Genomic DNA, 22109 nt, shown 5'->3' on the forward strand with positions numbered 1-22109 from the left:
TTATTCAAATCTTTCAAACCGCTCTTTTTGTGCTTTGCATATAGGGCAGATCTGGGGAGGGTTGTTGCGAGCACAAAGGTACCCGCAGACCTTGCACCTCCACACCGGATACTTTGATGATGACAGGGGATTTAAGACTTTCCCTGTCTTTTCTTTTTTTGCCTTTTCCGCTTTTCTTCTATCCGGTATGGGCTCGGCTTCCTTTTTACCCTCTACAATTTCTTTGTTGACATACAGCGCGCAGTAACATGCTCCATATTCATCCAGGTCGTCGTCCCTGTAGTCGCATGGACAGATGATATCTAAATCCTTTTTCATATCTCCTTCGCTCAACCTGCAGGGACATGCCTGATAACCATATCTATCTATGTTGGTAAGGAGTCCTATACCCAAATCCTCTAGAAATTCTTGATCTGGATTAAGGAAATAGCCTGATTGTTCAGCATCTTTCTGTAAAGTATCCAAATACTCATGTAATCTCTTGCTATCCATTATTCGAATCTCCTTTTTATTTCAGTTGGTTTGTAGCCTATTATGCATTCATCCTCGCCTATAGTTATAGTAGGGTAGCTCACCGCCGGGTTGTGCTTTTCCACGATTTCTTCCAGCCTGGCTCTTTCTTCTTTGTCCTCATTGTCCATATCTATGTAATCGTAGGCTATGCCCAGTGTATCTAAAAGCTTCTTTGTCCTTTTACACCAAACACAGGTGCTTAAAGCGTAGAGCAATATATCCCCTTTATCTGTTCCATCTACATGTATTCTGTTTGCCATATGATTTCCTCCTAGTGTTTTTGTCGTTAAATTTCATCAATCAATACAGCCCTTAAAGGGGCAGCTTCAACTCCTTTGATCTTAAGGGGTAGAGCTGCGAGAATATAATCTCCTTCAGTGATATCCTTAAGTCTTAAGCCCTCAATTATTAAAATTCCTGCGCCAAGCAGGGTCTTGTGAGTGCCGTAATTAGGTTGATCTCTCTCGATTCCCAATGCATCGATACCTACGCCTTCAATCTTCTTTTTTTCTAAAAACTTTGCTCCATCTTCTGCAAGGTACACGAATTTGAAATCAAATTCTTCCGTATATGAATTCTTAGTCTTCAATATAATAAATCTGTTGTCCCCAAAGTCTTTTTTTTCAAGATCCTTAACAGTAATTTTATCATCAATGTCGCTAAAATCCAAGACTCTGCACTTTGTAAAAACTCGGTTTAAATCCAAATCATCCAATGTCTTGCCGCCTTCAACAAAGTGGAGAGGCATATCCAGATGGGTTCCGGTGTGCATATCCATGGAAATTCTAGATTCCATTGCCGTGGAAGTATCAAAATCACGAGTGGTCTCGATCAAGGGACGCTTTTCATCTTTGTTTTTATATACCTGCATCTGCTTATCTATAGTCATGGACACATCATAAATCTTCATGATTCACCTCGTTTGATTTTTTCTTTGAACCACCATGTTCGATCATCTCTTTTTAAGAGCAAGTCAGCCTCCTGGGGGCCTTCGCTCTCATCCTTGTAGCTTACCAATGGCACTGATTTTTTATCTATACTGTCTATAAAGTACCAGGACAAGGCCAATTCGTCCCATCTGGTAAAACGGGTCGAGTCACCTTTGATTACGTCTAATATAAGCTTCTCGTAAGCGTCAGGGGTATTGAAACTGTACTGACAGCTTTGACAGTATTCCATTTCCGCTACCACCGATTGATCTTCAACCGCAGGCTTTTTCGTATTAAGCCTTAAATGTATTCCTTCTCTAGGTTGGATCTTTATCTCAAGGATATTGGCACATGAGTTTGGGGTAAGTTCATAAATGGGATTCGACTTGCCTGAGGCATTGCAAACCGCCGGATTTTTAAACTGTATCGTAACCTGGGCAGACTTTTCCGAAAGCTTCTTGCCGGTAACCAGATAGAAGGGGACGCCCTTCCATCTGGGATTATCTATAAAGAGTTTTAGAGCGGCAAATGTTTCTGTTTCGGAATCCTCAGCAATTCCTGTTTCATTGTGATAACCCTCGTATTGTCCAAATATCACATCGGTCTTAGATTTACCAGGGTCGAAAAGCACCAGTTCACTCATAAGCTTGACCTTTGAATCCCTCATGTCATCAGCCCCAAGACTTGCAGGTGGTTCCATGGCCGTTATGGCAAGTGTTTGAAGGAGGTGGTTTTGTACCATGTCCCTTAGTGCTCCCGTTTGATCGTAGTAACCACCGCGGCTTCCAACACCGTCTTTTTCCAATACGCTTATTTGAATATTGTCGATATAGGTGTTTCTCCAAAGGGGCTCAAATATCGTATTTTGAAACCTGAGCATGGTGATGTTTTGTATCATTTCCTTTGCTAGGTAATGATCTATCCTATAAATGTTTTCCTCATTGAATGCTTTGGCTATCTCGTCATTTAGATCATAAGCAGTCTGAAGATTTTCTCCAAATGGTTTTTCGATAACCAGCCTGCTCCAGTTGCCATTTTCTGAAGATATGTTTTTTTCTTTGAGGTTTTTTACTATGAAACCAAATTTATCTGGAGCTACGGCTAGGTAAAACAGGTAATTGGATGAAAAGTTATTTTCTTTTTTATTCTTCTCCAAATACGCATGTAGCCTTTCATATTCCCCATCCTCTGAAAAATCCATCTTAAAATAATGAATCCTCTCAGATATGTAATCCCATGTGCTTTGTTCCACCAGGATATTGGTAAGTGTTTTCATCCCATCAAGAAGATTTTCCCTGTATTCAGCATCATCTTTAGGCTTCCTGCCTATGGCAACCAGGTTAAAGTCTTCAGGGAGGTACCCACCCCATTTTAGCTGGTGAATGGCAGGGATGAGCTTTCTTAAAGTCAAGTCCCCGGTAGCTCCGAATATAATCATGGTGCAAGAATTCGTATTCATATGATCACCCTGTTCAATCATCTTTAGTTTTCATCGCATGCCCACCGAACTGAAACCTGAGACCGGCAAGAAGCTTTCCAGAAAAAGTGTCTTTTTGCTGACTTCTGTATCTTGTAAAAAGGGAAGAGGCTATAACGGGAACCGGCACCCCTAGCCTGAGTGCTTCCTCTACTGTCCAGAGCCCTTCTCCCGAGGCGTTGATTATGCCCTCTATATCTTCAAGATTTTCCTTGTGATCTAAAAAAACCTGCTCTGTCAGTTCCATCAGCCATCCTCTAATGACGGATCCATTTTGCCATAATTTTGCCACCTTTGCAAAGTCGATATCGTATTCGCTTTCCGACAGAACCTCAAAGCCTTCGCCGATAGCCTGCATCATGCCGTATTCTATGCCGTTATGTACCATTTTTACATAATGCCCAGAGCCGGAAGCTCCGACATATGCGTAGCCATCAGTTACGCATATATCTGTAAAAGCTTTTTCCAAAGCTGATACAGTCTCAAAATCACCACCAACCATCATGCAGGCTCCATTCCTTGCACCCTCGACGCCGCCGCTGGTTCCGATATCTATATAGCTTATGCCTTTTTCCTTTAAATATGAATGCCTTATTTTTGTATCTTCAAAATGGCTGTTTCCTCCGTCAATCAAAATATCACCTTTAGAGACATAGGGAATCAGCTGCTCTATCATGTCATCAATGGGATCTCCCGCAGGAAGCATCATCCAGAAAATCTTTTTATCCTCCAGCTTTTCTGCAAGCTCGCTCAAAGAAAACGCCCCTTCCACGCCTTCGTTAATTATATTTTCGGTTTTTTCAGGACTTCTATTGTATGCTACGACTTCGTATCCATTGTCTCTAAGATTCAGCGCCAGAGGGTAGCCCATCTTTCCCAAACCAATCAATCCTATTTTCATCGTAATTCTCCTTGTATAATAAGATTACAGCTAATGATCACAGCTATATTCTTATTTATTTTTAACTTTAAATATTCTAACGCTACAATAACCATATAAAATTAAGATACCCAAAAAAAAGAATCTGATGCGAAAATACATGAGATTCTTTAAAAAACATATTTATAGAATTGTTCCTATTTCAATTTCAAATCCTTCAGTGCCTCGGCAAAAGGAGAATTGAATGCTTCGCTGTCATCTTGGCCTTTAAGGTATTTTTGTACATCCCGTTTAGATACGCCGCTTTTCTCCTGAGACTTTCTTTTATTGAAGGCGCTCATCTTTTCCCGATAGCCACATTTGCATATAAAGGTTTGCCCATCACCCTGACCGGTCAATGTCATTTTCTTTTTGCATTGAGGGCATCTGGCGTTGGTGGTTTTGGCTACCCTTATCCGCTTTCCGCACTCAGGATCAGAGCATATTAAAACCGTGCCGTTTCTGTCTTTTTCCTTGAGCATGTAATTGCCGCAATCCGGGCATTTATCGCCAGTCCTGTTCGTATGCACATATCTGGTCTCATCTCTTTTTATTTCATTTATGATCCTTTGGCTGTAATCTTTTATTTCGGATAAGAATTCATCTATATTAAGTTTGCCTTCCTTAATCTTTTCAAGCTTTGCTTCCCACAATGCAGTAAGGTCCGGTTCTTTCAAATCATCAGGCACCAGCTTTAATAGCTGAAGCCCCTTTTGAGTAGGCCTTAGATACTGTCCGTCTTTTTCTACATAGAATTTTGAAAACAGCTTCTCGATTATGTCTCCCCGAGTGGCTACAGTTCCCAAGCCTCCTGTGTCCTCCAAAAGTCTGGCAAGCTTTTTGTCCTTTTTAACCATGTATTTCGAAGGGTTTTCCATGGCTGATAGCAATGTCCCTTCAGTAAACAGCTTCGGGGGCTTTGTTTTATCCGCCTTAGGAGCAATTTGTGAAATATTGATTATGTCTCCAACCCTTAGATTTTTAAATTTCAGCGTGTTTTCTTCTTCATCCGTACCTGAAACAGATTTCCAGCCCTTGGATAGGGTAACTGATCCTGATACTGTAAAGATTTCACCATTGCATTCGACGACCACCTTGGTTTGATTGTACCTGTATGCCGGCAAAAGGGAAGAGATAAACCTCCTTGCCACCAGATCAAATATTTTCTCCTCGGAGTCTGATAAGTTTCCTCTTTTCACTTTTTCTTCAGTAGGTATTATTGCGTGGTGATCTGTTACCTTACTGTCGTTTACCACGTGCCTTCCCGGATTCAAACTGCCGGTTGTAAGCATCTTAACTGCCGGAGCATACTCTCCAAAATTGATTGCTTGAAGCCTTTCTTTTAATGTAGGCACCATATCCGATGTGATATGCTTAGAATCCGTACGGGGATATGTTAATATCTTATGATTTTCATATAAACGCTGTACTATTGACAAGGTTTCTTTTGCGGAGTAGCCAAATCTCTTATTAGCCTCCCTTTGCAGTTCCGTCAAATCGTATAGCAGGGGAGGTGGAGAGCTCTTTTCCTTTGTATCTACTTCGATTACCTTTCCAGTCTCGCCGTTTTTCAGCTTATCCATCAGTCTGTCTTTTAAATCCTTGTCAAAAATCCTCCCCGAGGCGGTTGTTCTGTCCACCCATTTGTAGGTGTTGCCTCCCGCCTGTAATATTATTTCCCAATAGTCCCTGGCTTTAAAGCTTTTTATCTCTTCATCCCGAAGGGATATGAGATTCAGCGTAGGAGTTTGAACCCTGCCGCAGGATAGCTGGGCATTATACTTTGTGGTTAGAGCTCTGGTAGCGTTAATTCCAACGATCCAATCCGACTCAGCCCTTGCCAAAGCACTCTTATAGAGGTTTACGTATAATTTTCCATCTTTCAATGATGCAAAGCCGTCTCTTATCGCCTTGTCAGTCACTGATGAAATCCAAAGCCTCTTTATTGGCTTGGTGATCCCGGATTTTTCGATGATCCACCTTGCAACAAGCTCGCCTTCTCTCCCCGCATCCGTTGCTATTATTATTTCATCTACGTCTTTTCTAAATAGGAGCTTCTTGACGGTGCCAAACTGTTTCGAAGTCTTTTTTATGACCTGGATATCCATCTTTTTAGGTATGATCGGCAAATGGCTTAGATTCCAGACTCCGTATTCCTTGTCGTAATGCTCAGGAGAGGCAAGCTCCACCAAATGGCCCATAGCCCAGGTGACTATGTGGGTCTTTCCTTCAAAATATCCGTTTTCCTTTTTATCGCATTTTAGTACTTTGGCAATATCTCTGCCTACTGAAGGCTTCTCTGCCAATACAATTTTTTTACTCATGACATATCCTTTCGTTTACAAGTTTTTAAGTTATGGCTGTTACGCTTCCAAGCTCACTTAGATCATATCCACCTATTCCTTCAAGCTCCAAACGGAAATCCTCAGATCTTAATATGCTTAAAACCGCTTGAAATGGAGGTTTTTCCATGTCTTCTTTTTTGAATACGAGCTCGTAGCGCTCCTCTTGGAGAAAGACGAAATCTATCCCTTTGACCTGTTGAGCAGCCTTTTCATTGCCTATGCCCACATCAGCACCTCCTCTGGATACCGTGCTGGCAACAGCAAGATGAGAGATCGATTCCCTTTGATAGCCGTTGATGTTCCTTTTGTCAAGTCCAAGCCTTTTAAGATGCTGATCTAAAAGAACCCTTGAGCCGCTGCCTTTTTCCCGGTTTATAAGGGTTATGTCTTTTCCGGCAAGATCCTGCCACTTTGTTACATTTTTAGGATTTCCCCTTTTAACGTAAAAACCCTGATTTCGCTTTGCCAGATGCACGATTACTGCGCTTGTGGCAGGCAGCATATATTTTACGTAAGGTATATTGTAACTATCGGTTTCTCCATCCCATAGATGAACAGTAGCCATTTGCGCATTGCCGTTGTATAGCTCGTAGAGACCGGCATAGCTGCCAACGTAGCTTCTCAAAGACCTCGCTCCCTGGGGATGTAGCTGAAGATACCTAGACAAAATATCAAGACAGATGTCCTGGCCACATATCACCAATGCGTCCTCTTTTATGGATTCCTGATAATTTCCGAGATCCTTCACCAAGCCTTGTACTATTTGGCTCTGGATGGGACCGGGGGAGACATGGGCAATGTTTCTGTCCTTGTTTTTATACGCTTCTACATCCGACATGTCTATTCTTATTTTTTTACCGACTTTGTAGGAATTTAGATCTCCCCGTTTGATGAGCTGATACACCGTATTTTTAGTTATTTTCAATAGATCTGCTACCTCTTGAGGAGTGAGTGTTTGTTCCTCTGCCATACTATCATCTCCAATCTCAATTTATTATAAATCAACTTGCTAGATAAAACAATACATTATGCATCATAACATGTCTAAAAGATACATAACATCTCATAACATTACATAAAGATGTTGACACCAACCCTAAACAGGTCTATAATTTGTTTAAATCACTATATACGCTTGTATCTGCTCGAGGAGGGATCACCATGAAGTTTAAAATATCTTTTTTCATTGTACCGGTGCTGTTTGCAATCTTATCATTCGGATGTACATCTGCGACTAACGGATCTAATGGGGATATCAATTTGACTATATCGGCAGCATCCAGCTTAAAGGATGCCCTAGATGAGGTCATAGATAGCTATAAAGCTATACATGACGATGTAAATATCATTGCTAATTATGGGTCCAGCGGTTCACTGATGAGCCAGATAAATGAAGGGGCCAAAGTGGACCTGTTCATATCCGCAGCCCAAAGCCAAATGGACGCACTTCACGATAGAGGGTTGCTCCTAGAAGAAACAAGATCAAACATACTCCAGAATTCACTGGTTTTTATAATTGCAAAAGGGAAACCAACTATAACCTTGGATGACATAAAGACCGAAGACTTAGAGACAATCGCCATAGGCGAAACCAACAGCGTTCCGGCGGGACAGTATGCAAAGGAAGCCTTTGAAAAGTTGGGTTTGTACGAAGATATGGAGGACAAGCTCTTGTTTGCTAAAGACGTCCGCACGGTACTAAGATGGGTCGAATCCAACAACGTCCAGGGTGGAATCGTCTATTCATCCGATGCATCCATAAGCGATAAAGTTGAAATTTCCTTTACAATTCCACCTGAGAGCCATGCTCCTATAACTTATCCGGCAGCTGTCATAAAAGACAGTTCTTCAGAAGATGTGGCAAAAGTGTTTTTAGATTACCTTAGAGGAGAAGAAGCATCTGAAATTTTTGAATATTTTGGTTTTCAGACTGCAAAATAGCAAACCGAGGAGGAAAAAGTCAATGGATTATGCGCCTTTGTTCATATCCCTTAAAACAGCGATGACTGCAACTGTAATTACATTTATTTTCGGCATTTTTGCAGCATGGTTCATGTGCAGATACGACGGAAAGCTCAAATCCCTTATCGACAGCGTATTTCTGCTTCCAATGGTCTTGCCTCCAACAGTAGTAGGCTTCATTCTTCTTATTGCCATAGGAAGAAATTCACCAGTGGGAAAATTTTTAAGCTTATTTGATCTAAACCTCATATTTACTTGGCCTGCACTGGTTTTGGCTGCGTCCGTAGTGGCATTTCCACTGATGTACAAGACCTCGAAGGCTGCCTTTGAGCAGATTGACAGAGACATTCTGGATGTGGCAAGAACCCTCGGTGCGGGTGAATTTAAGATATTTATTAAGTTGATGATACCTAATGCACTGCCTGGCATTCTGGCAGGTGCAGTGCTTTCCTTTGCCAGGGCTCTAGGCGAGTTCGGCGCAACTTTGATGGTAGGGGGAAGCATCCCCGGTAGAACATTGACAGTACCCGTTGCCATTTTTTTCGCATCAGAAAGCGGCAATACCAAGGAGGCATTGATATGGGTGGCGGTGATTTTCTCCATATCTCTTTTCATCATGACGTTGATAAACAACAATGAAGGAAAATCAATGGGGAATTACGACAAAAGGAAGGAGTTGGCCGAAGATGAGCCTTAGAATCGATGCCAGAAAAAATCTTGGAGACTTCTTACTGGATTTAAAAATAGAATCATCATCAAAACGCATAGGAATAATTGGTTCTTCCGGCTCAGGAAAAAGCATGATGCTGCGGATGTTATCCGGGCTTTCTACACCGGATGAAGGGGTTATCATGGTTAATGATACCTGCCTTTACGATTCCGCAAGGTCTATAAACCTGCCTGCAAGAGATCGGAAAACAGGATTTTTATTTCAGAATTATGCGCTTTTCCCCAATATGACTTTGGAAGAAAACATAATATTTTCTTTGGATAAAAAAAGCCTTCAGATTCCCGAAAAAATATCTTCCCTCATAGATATGCTTGGTCTTGATAAGCTTAGGAACAGATATCCCTCCCAATTGTCCGGCGGTCAAAGGCAAAGAGCCGCCCTTGCAAGGGCACTGGCCATTGATCCGGATATTCTCATGCTGGATGAGCCATTTTCAGCATTGGATAACCATTTAAGGAGACAGACAATTGACAGGTTCGTCGATTATCTGGAGGATTACCAGGGAATCATTCTGTTCGTTACCCATAATATGGAGGAAGCCTACAGATTATGCGACGAGGTAGTAGTCATAAGCAAGGGAAGGGTGGACTCTATCGGCAAAAGAGAAGAGATGTTTTCAAATCCGCCAACGAGAACAGCTGCAAAGCTAGCCGGATACAGAAACATCACCCCGACAGCAAATCTCCAAGGGGGCAAGTCAAGGCTATTAAACTACGGAATAGATGTTGAACGTGACGCAGCCTTCAAACCCTATGCCATTTTGCCGGGAAGGGGATTGTCCCTATGCAGCGAGCAGGAACCTGGGACATTCAAGGCTTTTATATCCGATATAAAGGAATCTCCATTTAGCGTAGTTGTTTCACTGGAATTTGAAAACGGATTGGTTCCCTTGGAGTGGGATATAAAGCGAAGCCTATGGGATGGCTTTGAAAAAAAGGATCTCATGGAAACACTTCATATAGGGATAGATACCAGCGAGATTATCTATCTTGACTGAATCATTCAGTATTTTACAAACAGCAAAAGCCCAAGGTTGCTTTTGCTGTTTTTTAGCGTAAATAATCTGTGACAGGGTATAAGGTTAATATAAAATCATGAACGAGGAGGCAAGACTATGAAAAAGTCCAATAAAACACTATTGTTGATTATGATTCTTCTTTTAGCATTTTCACTGGTTGTTGTAGGATGCTCTAGAGGAAGCGATAATGACAACGGCGATGATGAGATGATATACCTTACTCTGGAGGAACTGGCTGAATATGATGGACAAGATGGCAATCCCGCTTATGTAGCGGTGGAAGGAAAGATTTACGATGTAACAAATTCTTCATTGTGGGACGGGGGAGTTCATAATTCACACCAGGCAGGGCAAGACCTTACACAGGAAATCCTAAACGACTCACCACATGGGACTTCAGTGCTTGATAGAGTTCCCATGATTGGCGAGATAGTCGAGTAGGTGTGCCTATGAGTACAGTCAGAATTCTCGCTTATATAAACGTGATATTGTTGATCCTATTGGCATCCAGCTTCATTTTGAGACGAATAAAAAAATACACAAGCATAGAGACCGGTCCAGGATACAACAAGGCGCTTAAAATTATGGGAAAGCTTCATCCCTATTTGGGGATATCCCTCATACTATCGGGGATTGTCCATGGATATATGGCTATAAGGACGGTGAGATTAAACACCGGATATATCCTCTGGGGCTTAATCGTAGTAATGGGGCTTATCAGAGTCTATGGGGCGGTAACGAAAAACAAAAACTGGGTCAAGGTACACAGGGTCATAGACATACTCGTTTTTATAGCTTTACTGTTCCATGTATTTGCTCGAAATATCATATAGCATAGTCTGCAAAGCCACGTAAAAAACGTGGCTTTTATGTCCCCTAAATATAAAATATGTTATAATTCTATTGGCGGTTGATTCGCTACTATCAAAGATACAGGTGGAAGCATAATGAATGAATTCAAATACGGTTTAAAACGGGGAACAGCAGTAGGAATGGGATACTTTCCCGTTTCTTTTACTTTTGGACTCCTTGCGGTTACATCAGGGCTGTCTCCCTTGACTGCATTGGCCATATCCATGACCAACCTGACTTCGGCAGGACAGTTTGCGGGGATACGGCTCATTGCCGCCCAGGCCACATATGTGGAGATGGCCGCGGCGATGTTTGTGATAAATATCAGGTATGCCCTAATGGGGCTTTCCCTTTCTCAAAAATTAGATGAAAAGATATCCAAGCTGGAAAGAGCCATAATGAGCTTTGGGATAACGGATGAAATTTTTGCCATAGCATCCCTGGAAGATAAAAAAATATCCTTCCAGTATATGATGGGGCTGGTATCTATGCCCTATATAGGTTGGTCTGGGGGAACACTCATAGGAGCAGCCACAGGAACTTTCATACCGGAAATGCTTCAAAACGCAATGGGCATAGCCCTATACGGGATGTTCATCGCTATTATCGTGCCCGCTTCGAAAAAATCAATGCCAGCTTTGGCGGTTACCGGAATCGCTGTATTTATAAGCTCTTTGTTTTACTGGAATACTGCATTTGGCTTCTTGTCCCAGGGATGGAGCATGATAATTTCAGCGGTCTTGGCGTCTCTTGCAGGAGCGTTCATATTCCCACAGAGAGAGGAGAGGAACTGATATAAACGGCAATATTATATTATACGTATCACTCATGGCTTTAATCACATACGCCGTCAGAGTCCTACCCATGGTTTTATTTAGCAAGAGGATAAAATCACATAGGGTTCAGTCATTTTTGTTTTATCTGCCTTATGCAGTTCTGGGTTCCATGACTTTTCCTGCAATACTGTTTTCAACAGGTAATCCCATTTTTGCATCTGCCGGGATGACAGTGGCGATACTACTTGCATATATGGAAAAAAGTCTTTTGACTGTGGCACTAAGCTCAGTTACAACAGTTTTTATTATGGAATTAATTTTCAAGTAATCAAGCTCCTCTCTGTCAATAGAAGAGTGAGATTCCTAGAAAGTTTTAGCATAATATGCTATCATATGAATTACAGAGGTGATGAAATGAAAATAGTAGTACTTGACGGATATACATTAAATCCAGGGGATTTATCTTGGAATGATTTTTTAAAACTAGGTGAACTTATTGTCTATGACAGAACTTCCAGAGATGAAATCTCCAATCACATAGGCGATGCTGAAATAGTTCTTACAAACAAGACGTCCATCGATAAAGACTTGTTTAAAAACAACAAAAATATAAAATACGTCGGAGTATTGGCTACAGGCTATAACGTTGTAGATATAGCTGCAGCCAAAGACGCAGGTGCGGTGGTTTCAAACATACCGGATTACGGCACCCACGCGGTAGCCCAGTTTACATTTGCACTTCTGCTGGAGCTATGCCACCGCGTGCAGCTGCACAGCGATGCGGTAAAGTCCGGACAATGGTCCAGTAGCACGGATTTTTGCTTCTTCAATAATCCTTTGACAGAGCTTTCAGGAAAAACCATGGGTATCGTAGGCTTTGGAAGGATAGGCCGGCAGACGGCTAGAATTGCAAAGGCTTTGGGTATGAAAATCGCCGTTCACAGCAGAAGCATGCCTCAAACCAACGAGTTTGATGAGCTTGAGTGGTGTGGAGACATTCATCAGCTTGCCAGAGAATCTGACGTCATAAGCCTTCATTGTCCATTGACTGAAGAGACAAGGGGTATCATAGACGAGCCTGTGCTTGATATCATGAAAGAAACCTCTTTTCTGATAAATACAGCCAGAGGTCCTTTAGTTGATGAGAAAGCTCTTTACCAGGCACTTAAGGATAAAAAAATCGCCGGAGCAGGACTAGACGTATTAAGCAAAGAGCCTCCTAGGGAAGACAGTCCTTTGTTCAGTCTCGATAATGTATTGATCACTCCCCATATAGCTTGGGCTGCAAAGGAATCCAGGGAGAGGCTGATGAAGATTGCATATGAAAATCTCAAATCATTTTTGGAGGGGAAACCTGTAAATTTGGTGTGATAATAAGAAAGTCAGGTGAAACTAGTGAAGATATACAAAGGGATATACATGCTTAAGCTCCCGGTCTTTATGTCAGGGGAGGAAGGGTTTTTATATCCGACTGTAATAAGTGATGAGTCAAGCACTGTTCTTGTAGACACGGGACTGGAAGGAAACGAGCATCTCGAAAACATCATAGAACAATTCACGGACAACGGAGTAATATACAGCGACTTGGATACCATTATACTTACTCATCAGGACTTTGACCATATAGGCGGACTTCACGGCATCTTGGAATCCGTTGAAAAAAGCGTAGAGGTTTACTTTCACGAAGCGGAAAAAGGTTATATAACCGGAGATAGGGAACTGATTAAAAGCAGTGGAAAGACGATGCCCTCACTTGTTAAGCTTCTCATGAAAAAGCTCCATAAGGATAAGAGCCACGCCAACGAAGACAACTCCGACATAAAAATAATAAGACTGCTTCACCACGACGACTTACTGGACTTTGCAGGAGGGGTACGTGTCATACATACTCCGGGACATACGCCGGGCAACATCTGCTTGTATCATTTAGAAAGCAAGACCTTGATTGCAGGCGATACCCTTAACATCTCTCACGGGAAGCTCACTGGAGCCAATCCCTTATTTACTCCAGATATAGATCAGGCAGCAAAGTCTCTTGAGCTACTTACATCTTACGATATCGAAAGAGTCATTTGCTATCACGGAGGTCTCTATGAAGGCGACTGCAACGGTGCTATAAGAGAAATCGTCAATAACAACATATAAAAATAAGATCAGCTCTTTGGCTGATCTTATTTTTATATTGCCCAATTCCCATTTATGAAAACAGGGGTTTCTTTACCGCTTTTGTCAATGCCGGTAATCTTCATATCCTCAGAACCTATCATGAAATCTACATGGGTTAGAGAATCGTTGACACCTGCCTTTTCCAGTTCCTCATCGCTCATTTTTTCTCCGTCTTTTATGCACGTGGGATAAGCTTTTCCCAATGCAAGGTGGCAGGACGCATTTTCGTCAAACAAGGTGTTTTTAAATAGCAGGCCTGTGTTTGATATTGGGGAGTCGTATGGAACCAATGCCACTTCTCCCAAATATCTTGCACCATCATCTATGGACAAAAGCCCCTTTAGAACATCTTCCCCTGTATCTGCTCCAAAATCAACGATTTTACCCTTTTCGAACCTGAAGTAAAATCCATCTATCATATTCCCGCTGTAAAACAGCGGCTTCGTACCATAGACGACTCCCTCCACTCCATGTTTATCGGGAAGGGTAAATACCTCTTCAGTAGGCATGTTTGCAATAAAAAATCTACTTTTACTGTTGTATTCTCCTCCACCTGTCCACACATGTCCCTTTGGAAGACTTACAACAAGTTCCGTTCCATTATTGGAAGAATAGACCAGCTTGTCAAAGGATCTCTCGTTTAAAAAGTTGATTCTTTTGCTTAAATTTTCCATATGCTCATTCCAAGCCTTTTCAGGATCATCCCAATCTATTCTATTTGCTTTAAGAATCGCTTCCCAAAGCATGTCCATTCCTTCTTCTTCCTCTTGTTCAGGGAATAGAGACTTAGCCCATTCTTTACCGGGTATGGCCGCCACGCACCAGGAATTAATGTTGTTCATTGTATATTTTCTGAACTCCTTCATGGCGATTGAGGAGGCCTTGTTGCTCGCGGCTATTTTTTTAGGATCTGCATTCTTTAGAAGCTCCGGATCCTGATTTATTATCGACAAAAATGCTGCACCTTCTTTAGCGTAGGAAACCATCCCTTCCGCATACCACTGAGGGAATTTTTCGAATACCTCCATTGGAGCATAGTGATATTTCATTTTTGAAATTTTCCCGTCATTCCAATTCACGTGTACCTCTTTAGCACCCTCTTCGTAGGCATGCCTTGCAGCCATCCGAACAAATTCTGCTCCGTCAACAGAAGCGGATATAACCAAAGTCTGTCCCGCCTCCAGGTTTATTCCCGTGGTAATACAGAGCTTGGCATATGCCTCTTTTAAATTGTCGATGTTTTGCATATTATCACCCTTTTCCTTAATTTTATATGTCATTGTATTTTAATTCCCGTTCCACGCTTGAACACGGTCAGAGATGCTGTAAAGCTGATTATCATAAAGATCAATGCCAAAGCGCCATGTACATAGATATTGTCCTCATAGACTCCCAGGTATGCGTATCTGGTGATATTGACCAGGGGATATATCGGGTTTATGAATCTAATTGCAGAAAGTATGCCGCTCAGCTTGGATATCTCAAAAAACACCCCTCCAAGGTATGACATCGGAGTTATCACTATAGATAAAACGAAGTTCATCTTCTCGAATCCATCAAGTGCCAAACCGGATATGAATCCTATTGAAGAAAACACAAAAGAGGTAAGCATCAATGAGAAGAAGAAGAAAACAGGGGAGTAGATCCCGCTTCTAACAAAGGGTAGAGTGGCGACGTAGGTCAACGTCCCTATAAGAGTTCCCCTCACCATGCCCCCCAATATGAAAGCTGTAGTCTTTTCTATATCTGATATGGGGTAGCTGTTTAGATCTTGAACCGTATTCATGTACTTTTGCGATATCAGTGAAAAAGACGGGTTTTGAAATGATGCAAAAATAGCACCCATCGTAGCAAGACCAGGAACTAGAAACTGCAGGTAGTTGAATCCTTCAAAGGCAATAGACCTGGTGCTCAGTATTCCGCTGAATATCCCAAGATAAAGGATATTTGATATCAACGGAGCCAATATAGTTTGAATGGACACTCTGGAAAACCTGTGTATCTCGCGAAACAGCAATGTTAAAAATCCAGTTCTATTGTAAAATATCTTCATTTCATTATTCCTTTCTGCTTTTTATAAGCTGAAGGTATACATCTTCAAGCTTTTCTCTCTCAATTGATATATCGACAAAATCTCCTCTTTTAAGGGCTATGGCGTTTAAGAGGACCGGAAGCTTGGCTTTGTCAACCTTGAAGTCAATTTGGTTATGATGAGTAACCTCTGCGTGAAACTTTTTTAAGGATTCCCACTCCTGCGCATCCACCGGACCATCAAAGCAAATCGACACTCTAACCTCCCGGCCGAATCTATCCATTAAGATTTCTTTGGGCTCGTCGGCAACGATCTCTCCTGAATTGATTACCATTATCCTGTCGCAAAGTCTTTCTGCCTCCTCTATATAATGAGTAGTCAGTATTATCGTCAAGCCTGACTTGTGAAGCTCGAGGAGGAAGTCGTACATATTATGGCGCATTTCGATATCCACTCCGGCTGTAGGCTCGTCAAGTATGAAGATTTCAGGCTTGTGAACCAGAGCCTTGGCCATCTGAAACCTTCTTTTCATGCCTCCTGACAGTTCCCTTATATAGTTGTTTCGCTTTTCAAACAGATTTAGCTGATTGAGAAGATGATGGATATATTCCTTATTCCTCTTGATTCCAAAATAGCCGGATTGTTTTTTTAAAACTTCCTCGACAGAAAAGAAATTGTCAAATCCACTTTCCTGGGGAACGACTCCCAACAGCTTTTTTGTTTCAAGTTCGTTTTTGTCTAAGTCATATCCACCTATGTATATCTTGCCGGAGGTTTTTTTTACGTTTCCGGACAATATGTTTATAAGCGTGGTCTTGCCAGCTCCGTTTTGCCCGAGAAGAGCTGCAAATTCACCTTTTTCTATATTGATGTTTACGTCTTTAAGAGCGATTTTTCCATCCTTTTTATAAATCATGTTCAATCCTTCTGTTATTAACATCCTCATCACATTCCTCACAATTTTTCAACAACAACTATTATACCCGAAAGCCTGGGAATTTACACATTTATTTAAAAGTACTTTTAGTGTCAACGAGTTTGGGTATCCATAATATATCATTAAGAAGATCTATTTGACTAGAGGGAGGTCACAAGAATGAAAAACACTCTTTATCTAACTTTAAAAATAACTGTAGGAGTTTTGTTAGCTTCAATCACAGGAAAGCTTCTGGGACTGGATTACTATATGTCTGCAGGAGTTATAACGATGCTCAGTCTTCTGGAGATTAAGAGAAAGTCGCTGTTTTTCGGATTCCAGAGACTCTACACCGGCGTCATAGCCATCAGCATAGCGTCTTTGTTTCTCCATCTCACATCCTTTACCCTTTGGGGCTTTGGACTTTATCTTATCATCTTCATCCCGGTTGTATTAAAGCTTGATGCCAAGGCGGGACTTGTTGTCAATACCGTGCTGGTCAGCCATATTTACGACATAGGAAAAGTTGACTTCTACGTCATTTTAAACGAGCTTTCTCTTCTTGCCATCGGAATAACAATAGCCCTGTTATTAAATCTCCATGTCCCTGTTTATGAAGACAAGATAAGAAAAATTATGAAAGACACTGACGAAACCTTCAAGGAGACTTTGAACATGATGGCCTCATGCCTGGAGAGCAGGTGTAAAATAGAAGGGGTCAGCTCAAATATTGCCAAGTTGCGTGGACTCATCGCAGATGGTCTTGAAAAGTCCTACGAATATATCAACAGCTACTATTTCAAGACAGATGACTATTATTCCAGGTACTTCTCTATGAGAAAAAGCCAGGTCGGAAGGATGCGCTATATGCAGGAACATTGTAAAAACGTCTTTACTACCCTGGAAGAGGCAAAGCCACTGGCAGAATTTACATATGCGGTGTCAAGGGAATTCGATGAAGAAAATCCTGCAACGGAGCTTATAACGCGGATAGAGGACCTTAGAAACAAATACAGAATTTCACCTCTTCCAACAACTAGGGAAGAGTTTGAAAGCCGGGCAATTCTATTTCAGTTTCTAAATGACCTTGAGGAATTTATCAGGATCAAGGTTGAATTTTTGGCATCCTAGCAAATAGGCAAAATATTACTTGATTAGCTAAAATATAATTTGTAAAATAGCTATTATAGCCATATCAGAAAGGGAGACATAAAGTGAGAATATTTCCGTGGAATAAAAATAACAAGCAAGCAATGGAATCAGAGGAGGATAATAAGTACCTGGAAGATATGTTCGCATTGGTTTATTCGGATATTTTGGAATACTTGGAAATTATACGACTTACAGAATCAGAAATCAAATCTCTTCCTTATTTTTCACGCTCAAAAGTCAAAAAAGCATTTGCCCAATCCACAGGTCTAAGCGTCGACGATCTGAACAGGGAGTTCTTGGAGATCAAAAACTTTTTGTACACCATAGAAAACGACATCAAGGTGAAAAACTTCATCAAGCTGGAAGAAAAGCTTAGGACTTATGCCTACAAGTACATCCCATTGATTGACAAGCTAATACCGCTTTCGGAATTCTACTCATCCGTACCGGAGCAGTTTGAGAGGGCAAATAAAAAGAGAGGAGATTTTGTAGGCATCGATGGCGAATACGAAAGACGAAGAAGCCAAATATTGCATCTCCACGAAAACTTGACTGGCATATATAGGGTGATTGCTGTGGAATAGGGAAAAGAAGGTGTCTTAATGATTAAACTTGCAATATATCTAAAACCGTTCAAACTTCAAATTGTATTCATACTTTCTCTAATCTTTCTCCAGACAATCGGAGATCTCTTTTTGCCTACTTTGATGGCAGGCATCATAAACGAAGGCGTGATGAAGGGCGACACGGGCTTTATATTCACAACAGGCGCTCAGATGATGGTTATTGCCGTTATTTCAGGCATAAGCGCCATCACAGCCGCCTATCTCTCTTCAAAGGTGTCTGTGGGTCTTGGAAGGTCTTTAAGGGAAATGGTCTTTGAGAACGTAGAGAGCTTTTCATTGGAGGAATTCGATTTATTTGGCACATCTACCTTGATTACAAGAAATACAAACGACATAAACCAAATCCAACATGTGACGGTAATGATCATGCGCATGATGATTTCAGCTCCCATGATGGCTGTGGGTGGAGTAATCATGGCTCTTTCAAGGGATGTTCCTTTAACGGGAATGCTTGGGATTGCCATATTATTTCTCGCTCTCTTCATATTGATAGTATCAAGACAAGTAATTCCACTCTTTACCCAGATACAGCGCAAGGTGGACAAGCTCAACCGCGTCACCAGGGAAAAGCTAACCGGGGTCAGGGTCATAAGAGCCTTTGACACCGGCAAGCTGGAAGAGAAAAGATTTGATGATGCAAACACTGATTTAACAGAAACTTATATCAAGGTTAACCGCATAATGGCTTTCATGATGCCTGTAATCATGCTGATAATGAACTTAAGCTCAGTATCTATTCTTTGGCTGGGCTCCCACAGGATTGCCGGAGGGAACATGAATTTGGGAGATCTAAGCGCATTTACCCAATACGCTATGCATATAATGATGTCCATGTTAATGCTTTCCATGATGTTCGTCATGGTGCCCAGAGCTCAAGCTGCAGCAAATAGAATAAATGAAGTTCTCGAGGCAAGGCCTGGGATAGTAGACCCAAGGATAGCAAATAATAATTTTCAAAAAAGGGGATCGGTGCAGTTTAAGAGTGTGTCCTTTTCCTATCCGGGAGCTCAAAATCCTATTTTAAAGGATATATCATTCTGTGCTAAACCGGGAGAAGTCACCGCAATAATCGGAAGCACCGGTTCCGGCAAATCTACAATTGCAAACCTGTTGCCTCGGTTTTACGACACGACTACCGGAGAGATTTTAATAGACGGAGTTGACGTAAAATCAGCGGCTATGAGAGATATCAGAAACAAGATAGGGTTTGTTCCGCAAAAAGCCGTATTATTCTCAGGTACCGTCCGTGAAAATATAGCTGTGGGAAACCCGGAAGCTGACACGGATGAAATCAAAAAAGCGGCAGCCATTGCACAAGCTGAAGAATTTATCCTCGGATTCAACGACAAGTACGAACACCTTATAACCCAGGGAGGCAGCAACTTAAGCGGAGGACAAAAACAAAGGTTGTCAATTGCCAGGGCACTGGTTAAAAGACCTGATATATATATTTTTGACGATAGCTTTTCAGCCCTTGATTTTAAGACAGACTACAAGGTGCGAAAGGCTCTTAAAGACGAAACAAAAGATGCCACAGTAATAATAATCGCTCAGAGGGTAGGCACTGTAATGGATGCAGACAGAATCATCGTACTTGACAAGGGAAAAATAACGGGTACAGGAAAGCATGAAGACCTTCTAAAAAGCTGCAGCGTTTATCAGGAAATCGTTTCCTCCCAGATGGAAAAGGAGGGAGTCTCATGAGTGAAAATCAATTTAAAAGCAGAAGTCACCAAGACCATAAACCCGGTGGAAATCCTTTGCGCCCGGGGGGAGGTCCCATGCGGGCCATGCAGATGCCAGTTGAAAAGCCAAAGGATTTCAAAGGAACATTCAGAAGGCTTTTATTGTATCTGAAGCCATACAAAATTCACCTGGTCACAGTGTTTTTTCTTGCACTGGCAAGCACTACCTTCAATATCGGGGCACCCAGGGTGATGGCACTTGCAGTCAACAAGCTGCAGGAGGGCTTTGTGTCTTCCCTTGGCATCGACTTCGATTATATCGCCAAGATACTTGTTATTCTGACGGCAATGTACGTTTTAAGCTCCCTTTTCAATTTATCCATGGGACTTGTAATGTCTGGAGTATCCCAAAAGACTGTTCGAGATCTTAGAAGGGAGGTTGATCTTAAGTTTTCAAAGCTTCCCCTAAGCTATTACGACAAGCATCCTCACGGAGACATGTTAAGCCGTGTGACCAATGATGTTGATACAATAGCGAACACCTTGCAGCAAAGCTTAACCCAGATGATAACTTCAACAGTCTCGATTATAGGCTACATAGTAATGATGCTTACGATAAGCCCTGTGCTGACACTAATTGTAATAGCCACCTTGCCATTTTACGTTATCGTTACCGCCAACGTGGCAAAGAGGGCTCAAAAGTACTTTGCGGCTCAGCAAAAGGAACTTGGTGACTTAAGCGCCCATGTGGAGGAGATGTTTTCTGGCCATAAGATCGTCAAAGCCTACAACATGGAATCGGATTCCATTAAAAAATTCAAAGAAGTCAACGAAAGGCTCTACAACCAGGGTTGGAAGGCTCAATTCGTCTCTGGCATCATGTTCCCCCTTATGAATATCATAAGTAACGTTGGCTACGTGTTCATAAGCGTTATCGGAGGCATATGGATAACGGGAGACATACTCAAGATTGGAGATATACTCGCATTTATCCAATACTCAAGGTCATTTACAATGCCCATCGTACAAACTTCAAATATCGCAAACATCCTGCAGTCAACCATCGCTTGCGCCGAGAGGGTGTTCCAGGTTTTAGACGAAACTGAAGAAGTCTCCGATAATAAAGAAGATGACTTTAACGATAAGCTTGAAGGCTCTGTTGAATTCAAGAAAGTAAATTTCAGCTACACCCCGGAAGTCCCATTGATCAATGACATGAACTTAAAGGTGGAACGAGGACACACAGTGGCAATCGTTGGTCCTACAGGGGCAGGAAAGACCACGCTGGTGAACCTATTGATGCGGTTTTACGAAATCGATTCAGGTGCAATAACTCTCGGAGGGGTGGATATAAGAAACCTAAGCAGAAGCAGGCTTAGAAGACATTTTGGGATGGTCTTGCAGGACACCTGGCTTTTTAACGGAACCATTCGTGACAATATTCTCTATGGAAGGGAAAAAGCGACAGAAGATGAGATGATCAGCGCAGCGACTGCAGCAAGAGCTGACCACTTCATCAGGACTTTGCAGGATGGTTACGACACGGTTCTCAACGAAGAGGCAAGCAATCTTTCCCAGGGACAAAAGCAGCTGATTACAATAGCCCGGGCACTGTTGGCAGACCCCCAGATTTTGATCTTGGATGAGGCTACCAGCAGCGTAGACACTAGAACGGAGCTTCTCATACAAGAGGCTATGGGAACCTTGATGAAAAACAGGACCAATTTTGTCATTGCCCACAGGCTTTCCACCATAAAAAACGCAGAAACAATACTTGTAATGGACAAGGGGAGCATAATTGAGATGGGAAATCACTATGAATTAATGGAAGAAAACGGCTTCTATGCAGATTTGTACAAGAGCCAGTTCGCAGGTTATGAGATATGAACCCGGTGTTTATACCTTATTACACTGGGTATATTATAAGTGACAAAGGAAAATGATTGAAGAATGGGAGCCCAAAAAATTAGTCAAAAGCCTTTCAAATCGACTAACCGACAGCTGCGGCAAA

General features: G+C 41.8%; 23 protein-coding genes. 13 read left to right on the forward strand and 10 right to left on the reverse strand.

Annotation, left to right across the window (positions count from 1 at the left end; all coding sequences use genetic code 11):
* The 7 genes from BUB93_RS00890 to BUB93_RS00920 form a co-directional block, all read right to left on the reverse strand.
* Nucleotides 1–492, reverse strand: a complete 492-nt coding sequence (locus BUB93_RS00890) for a ferredoxin-thioredoxin reductase catalytic domain-containing protein (protein WP_073269178.1) — start codon at nt 490–492, stop codon at nt 1–3.
* The gene (locus tag BUB93_RS00895) at nt 492–773 is read right to left on the reverse strand and encodes a glutaredoxin family protein (protein ID WP_073269179.1); all 282 of its coding nucleotides are present in this window, start codon (nt 771–773) and stop codon (nt 492–494) included. The genes BUB93_RS00890 and BUB93_RS00895 overlap by 1 nt, the downstream gene beginning before the upstream one ends.
* Before the next feature lie 26 nt (nt 774–799).
* On the reverse strand, nt 800–1423 hold the full coding sequence (locus BUB93_RS00900; RefSeq protein ID WP_073269180.1) for a cyclase family protein: 624 nt from the start codon (nt 1421–1423) through the stop codon (nt 800–802).
* Nucleotides 1420–2901, reverse strand: a complete 1482-nt coding sequence (zwf, locus tag BUB93_RS00905) for a glucose-6-phosphate dehydrogenase (protein ID WP_084116820.1) — start codon at nt 2899–2901, stop codon at nt 1420–1422. The genes BUB93_RS00900 and zwf overlap by 4 nt, the downstream gene beginning before the upstream one ends.
* A gap of 13 nt (nt 2902–2914) precedes the next feature.
* Nucleotides 2915–3820: a phosphogluconate dehydrogenase (NAD(+)-dependent, decarboxylating) gene (gene gnd / locus BUB93_RS00910; RefSeq protein ID WP_073269182.1), complete on the reverse strand. Its 906-nt coding sequence runs from the start codon at nt 3818–3820 to the stop codon at nt 2915–2917.
* A gap of 176 nt (nt 3821–3996) precedes the next feature.
* Nucleotides 3997–6162: a DNA topoisomerase III gene (locus BUB93_RS00915; RefSeq protein ID WP_073269183.1), complete on the reverse strand. Its 2166-nt coding sequence runs from the start codon at nt 6160–6162 to the stop codon at nt 3997–3999.
* 25 nt (nt 6163–6187) lie between these two features.
* The gene (locus tag BUB93_RS00920; protein ID WP_073269184.1) at nt 6188–7153 is read right to left on the reverse strand and encodes a substrate-binding domain-containing protein; all 966 of its coding nucleotides are present in this window, start codon (nt 7151–7153) and stop codon (nt 6188–6190) included.
* Between the two features lie 191 nt (nt 7154–7344).
* Between BUB93_RS00920 and modA the strand changes: the two genes are divergently transcribed.
* The 9 genes from modA (at nt 7345) to BUB93_RS00965 (ending at nt 13666) form a co-directional block, all read left to right on the forward strand.
* On the forward strand, nt 7345–8124 hold the full coding sequence (gene modA / locus BUB93_RS00925; RefSeq protein WP_073269185.1) for a molybdate ABC transporter substrate-binding protein: 780 nt from the start codon (nt 7345–7347) through the stop codon (nt 8122–8124).
* Nucleotides 8125–8146: 22 nt separating this feature from the next.
* Nucleotides 8147–8842 carry a molybdate ABC transporter permease subunit gene (modB, locus tag BUB93_RS00930; RefSeq protein WP_073269186.1) on the forward strand — a complete coding sequence of 232 codons (696 nt, stop codon included), beginning with the start codon at nt 8147–8149 and terminating at the stop codon, nt 8840–8842.
* Nucleotides 8832–9872, forward strand: a complete 1041-nt coding sequence (locus tag BUB93_RS00935; RefSeq protein WP_073269187.1) for a sulfate/molybdate ABC transporter ATP-binding protein — start codon at nt 8832–8834, stop codon at nt 9870–9872. Before modB ends, BUB93_RS00935 begins: the two co-directional genes overlap by 11 nt.
* 117 nt (nt 9873–9989) lie before the next feature.
* Nucleotides 9990–10334, forward strand: a complete 345-nt coding sequence (locus BUB93_RS00940) for a cytochrome b5 domain-containing protein (protein ID WP_242945264.1) — start codon at nt 9990–9992, stop codon at nt 10332–10334.
* Nucleotides 10335–10342: 8 nt separating this feature from the next.
* Nucleotides 10343–10726, forward strand: coding sequence for a hypothetical protein (locus BUB93_RS00945; RefSeq protein ID WP_073269188.1), 384 nt, complete (start codon nt 10343–10345; stop codon nt 10724–10726).
* Nucleotides 10727–10840: 114 nt separating this feature from the next.
* A complete protein-coding gene (locus BUB93_RS00950; RefSeq protein ID WP_073269189.1) occupies nt 10841–11539 on the forward strand; it encodes an AzlC family ABC transporter permease in 699 nt (232 codons plus the stop codon).
* 70 nt (nt 11540–11609) lie between these two features.
* Nucleotides 11610–11849 (forward strand): AzlD domain-containing protein, encoded by a 240-nt coding sequence (locus tag BUB93_RS00955; RefSeq protein ID WP_341465265.1) that lies wholly within the window; start codon nt 11610–11612, stop codon nt 11847–11849.
* Between the two features lie 86 nt (nt 11850–11935).
* Nucleotides 11936–12892, forward strand: a complete 957-nt coding sequence (locus BUB93_RS00960; RefSeq protein WP_073269190.1) for a D-2-hydroxyacid dehydrogenase — start codon at nt 11936–11938, stop codon at nt 12890–12892.
* A gap of 24 nt (nt 12893–12916) precedes the next feature.
* Nucleotides 12917–13666, forward strand: a complete 750-nt coding sequence (locus BUB93_RS00965; protein WP_073269191.1) for an MBL fold metallo-hydrolase — start codon at nt 12917–12919, stop codon at nt 13664–13666.
* A 32-nt stretch (nt 13667–13698) separates the two neighbouring features.
* Here BUB93_RS00965 and BUB93_RS00970 read toward each other — a convergent pair whose 3' ends face one another.
* The 3 genes from BUB93_RS00970 to BUB93_RS00980 are packed head-to-tail and all read right to left on the reverse strand — an operon-like array spanning nt 13699 to nt 16635.
* Nucleotides 13699–14934, reverse strand: a complete 1236-nt coding sequence (locus BUB93_RS00970) for an aminopeptidase (RefSeq protein ID WP_073269351.1) — start codon at nt 14932–14934, stop codon at nt 13699–13701.
* Between the two features lie 29 nt (nt 14935–14963).
* Nucleotides 14964–15740: an ABC transporter permease gene (locus BUB93_RS00975; protein ID WP_073269192.1), complete on the reverse strand. Its 777-nt coding sequence runs from the start codon at nt 15738–15740 to the stop codon at nt 14964–14966.
* A gap of 4 nt (nt 15741–15744) precedes the next feature.
* The gene (locus BUB93_RS00980) at nt 15745–16635 is read right to left on the reverse strand and encodes an ABC transporter ATP-binding protein (RefSeq protein WP_242945266.1); all 891 of its coding nucleotides are present in this window, start codon (nt 16633–16635) and stop codon (nt 15745–15747) included.
* Nucleotides 16636–16815: 180 nt separating this feature from the next.
* Here BUB93_RS00980 and BUB93_RS00985 point away from each other — a divergent pair, with 180 nt between their 5' ends.
* The 4 genes from BUB93_RS00985 (at nt 16816) to BUB93_RS01000 (ending at nt 21985) form a co-directional block, all read left to right on the forward strand.
* Nucleotides 16816–17766: an aromatic acid exporter family protein gene (locus tag BUB93_RS00985; RefSeq protein ID WP_073269193.1), complete on the forward strand. Its 951-nt coding sequence runs from the start codon at nt 16816–16818 to the stop codon at nt 17764–17766.
* Between the two features lie 83 nt (nt 17767–17849).
* Entirely contained in the window at nt 17850–18371 is a 522-nt protein-coding gene (locus BUB93_RS00990; protein WP_073269194.1) for a hypothetical protein, read from the forward strand.
* A gap of 18 nt (nt 18372–18389) precedes the next feature.
* The gene (locus BUB93_RS00995) at nt 18390–20117 is read left to right on the forward strand and encodes an ABC transporter ATP-binding protein (RefSeq protein WP_073269195.1); all 1728 of its coding nucleotides are present in this window, start codon (nt 18390–18392) and stop codon (nt 20115–20117) included.
* Entirely contained in the window at nt 20114–21985 is a 1872-nt protein-coding gene (locus BUB93_RS01000; RefSeq protein ID WP_073269196.1) for an ABC transporter ATP-binding protein, read from the forward strand. The genes BUB93_RS00995 and BUB93_RS01000 overlap by 4 nt, the downstream gene beginning before the upstream one ends.
* Nucleotides 21986–22109 lie beyond the last annotated feature (124 nt).

The organism is Alkalibacter saccharofermentans DSM 14828 (assembly GCF_900128885.1).
Taxonomy (GTDB): Bacteria; Bacillota; Clostridia; order Eubacteriales; family Alkalibacteraceae; genus Alkalibacter; species Alkalibacter saccharofermentans.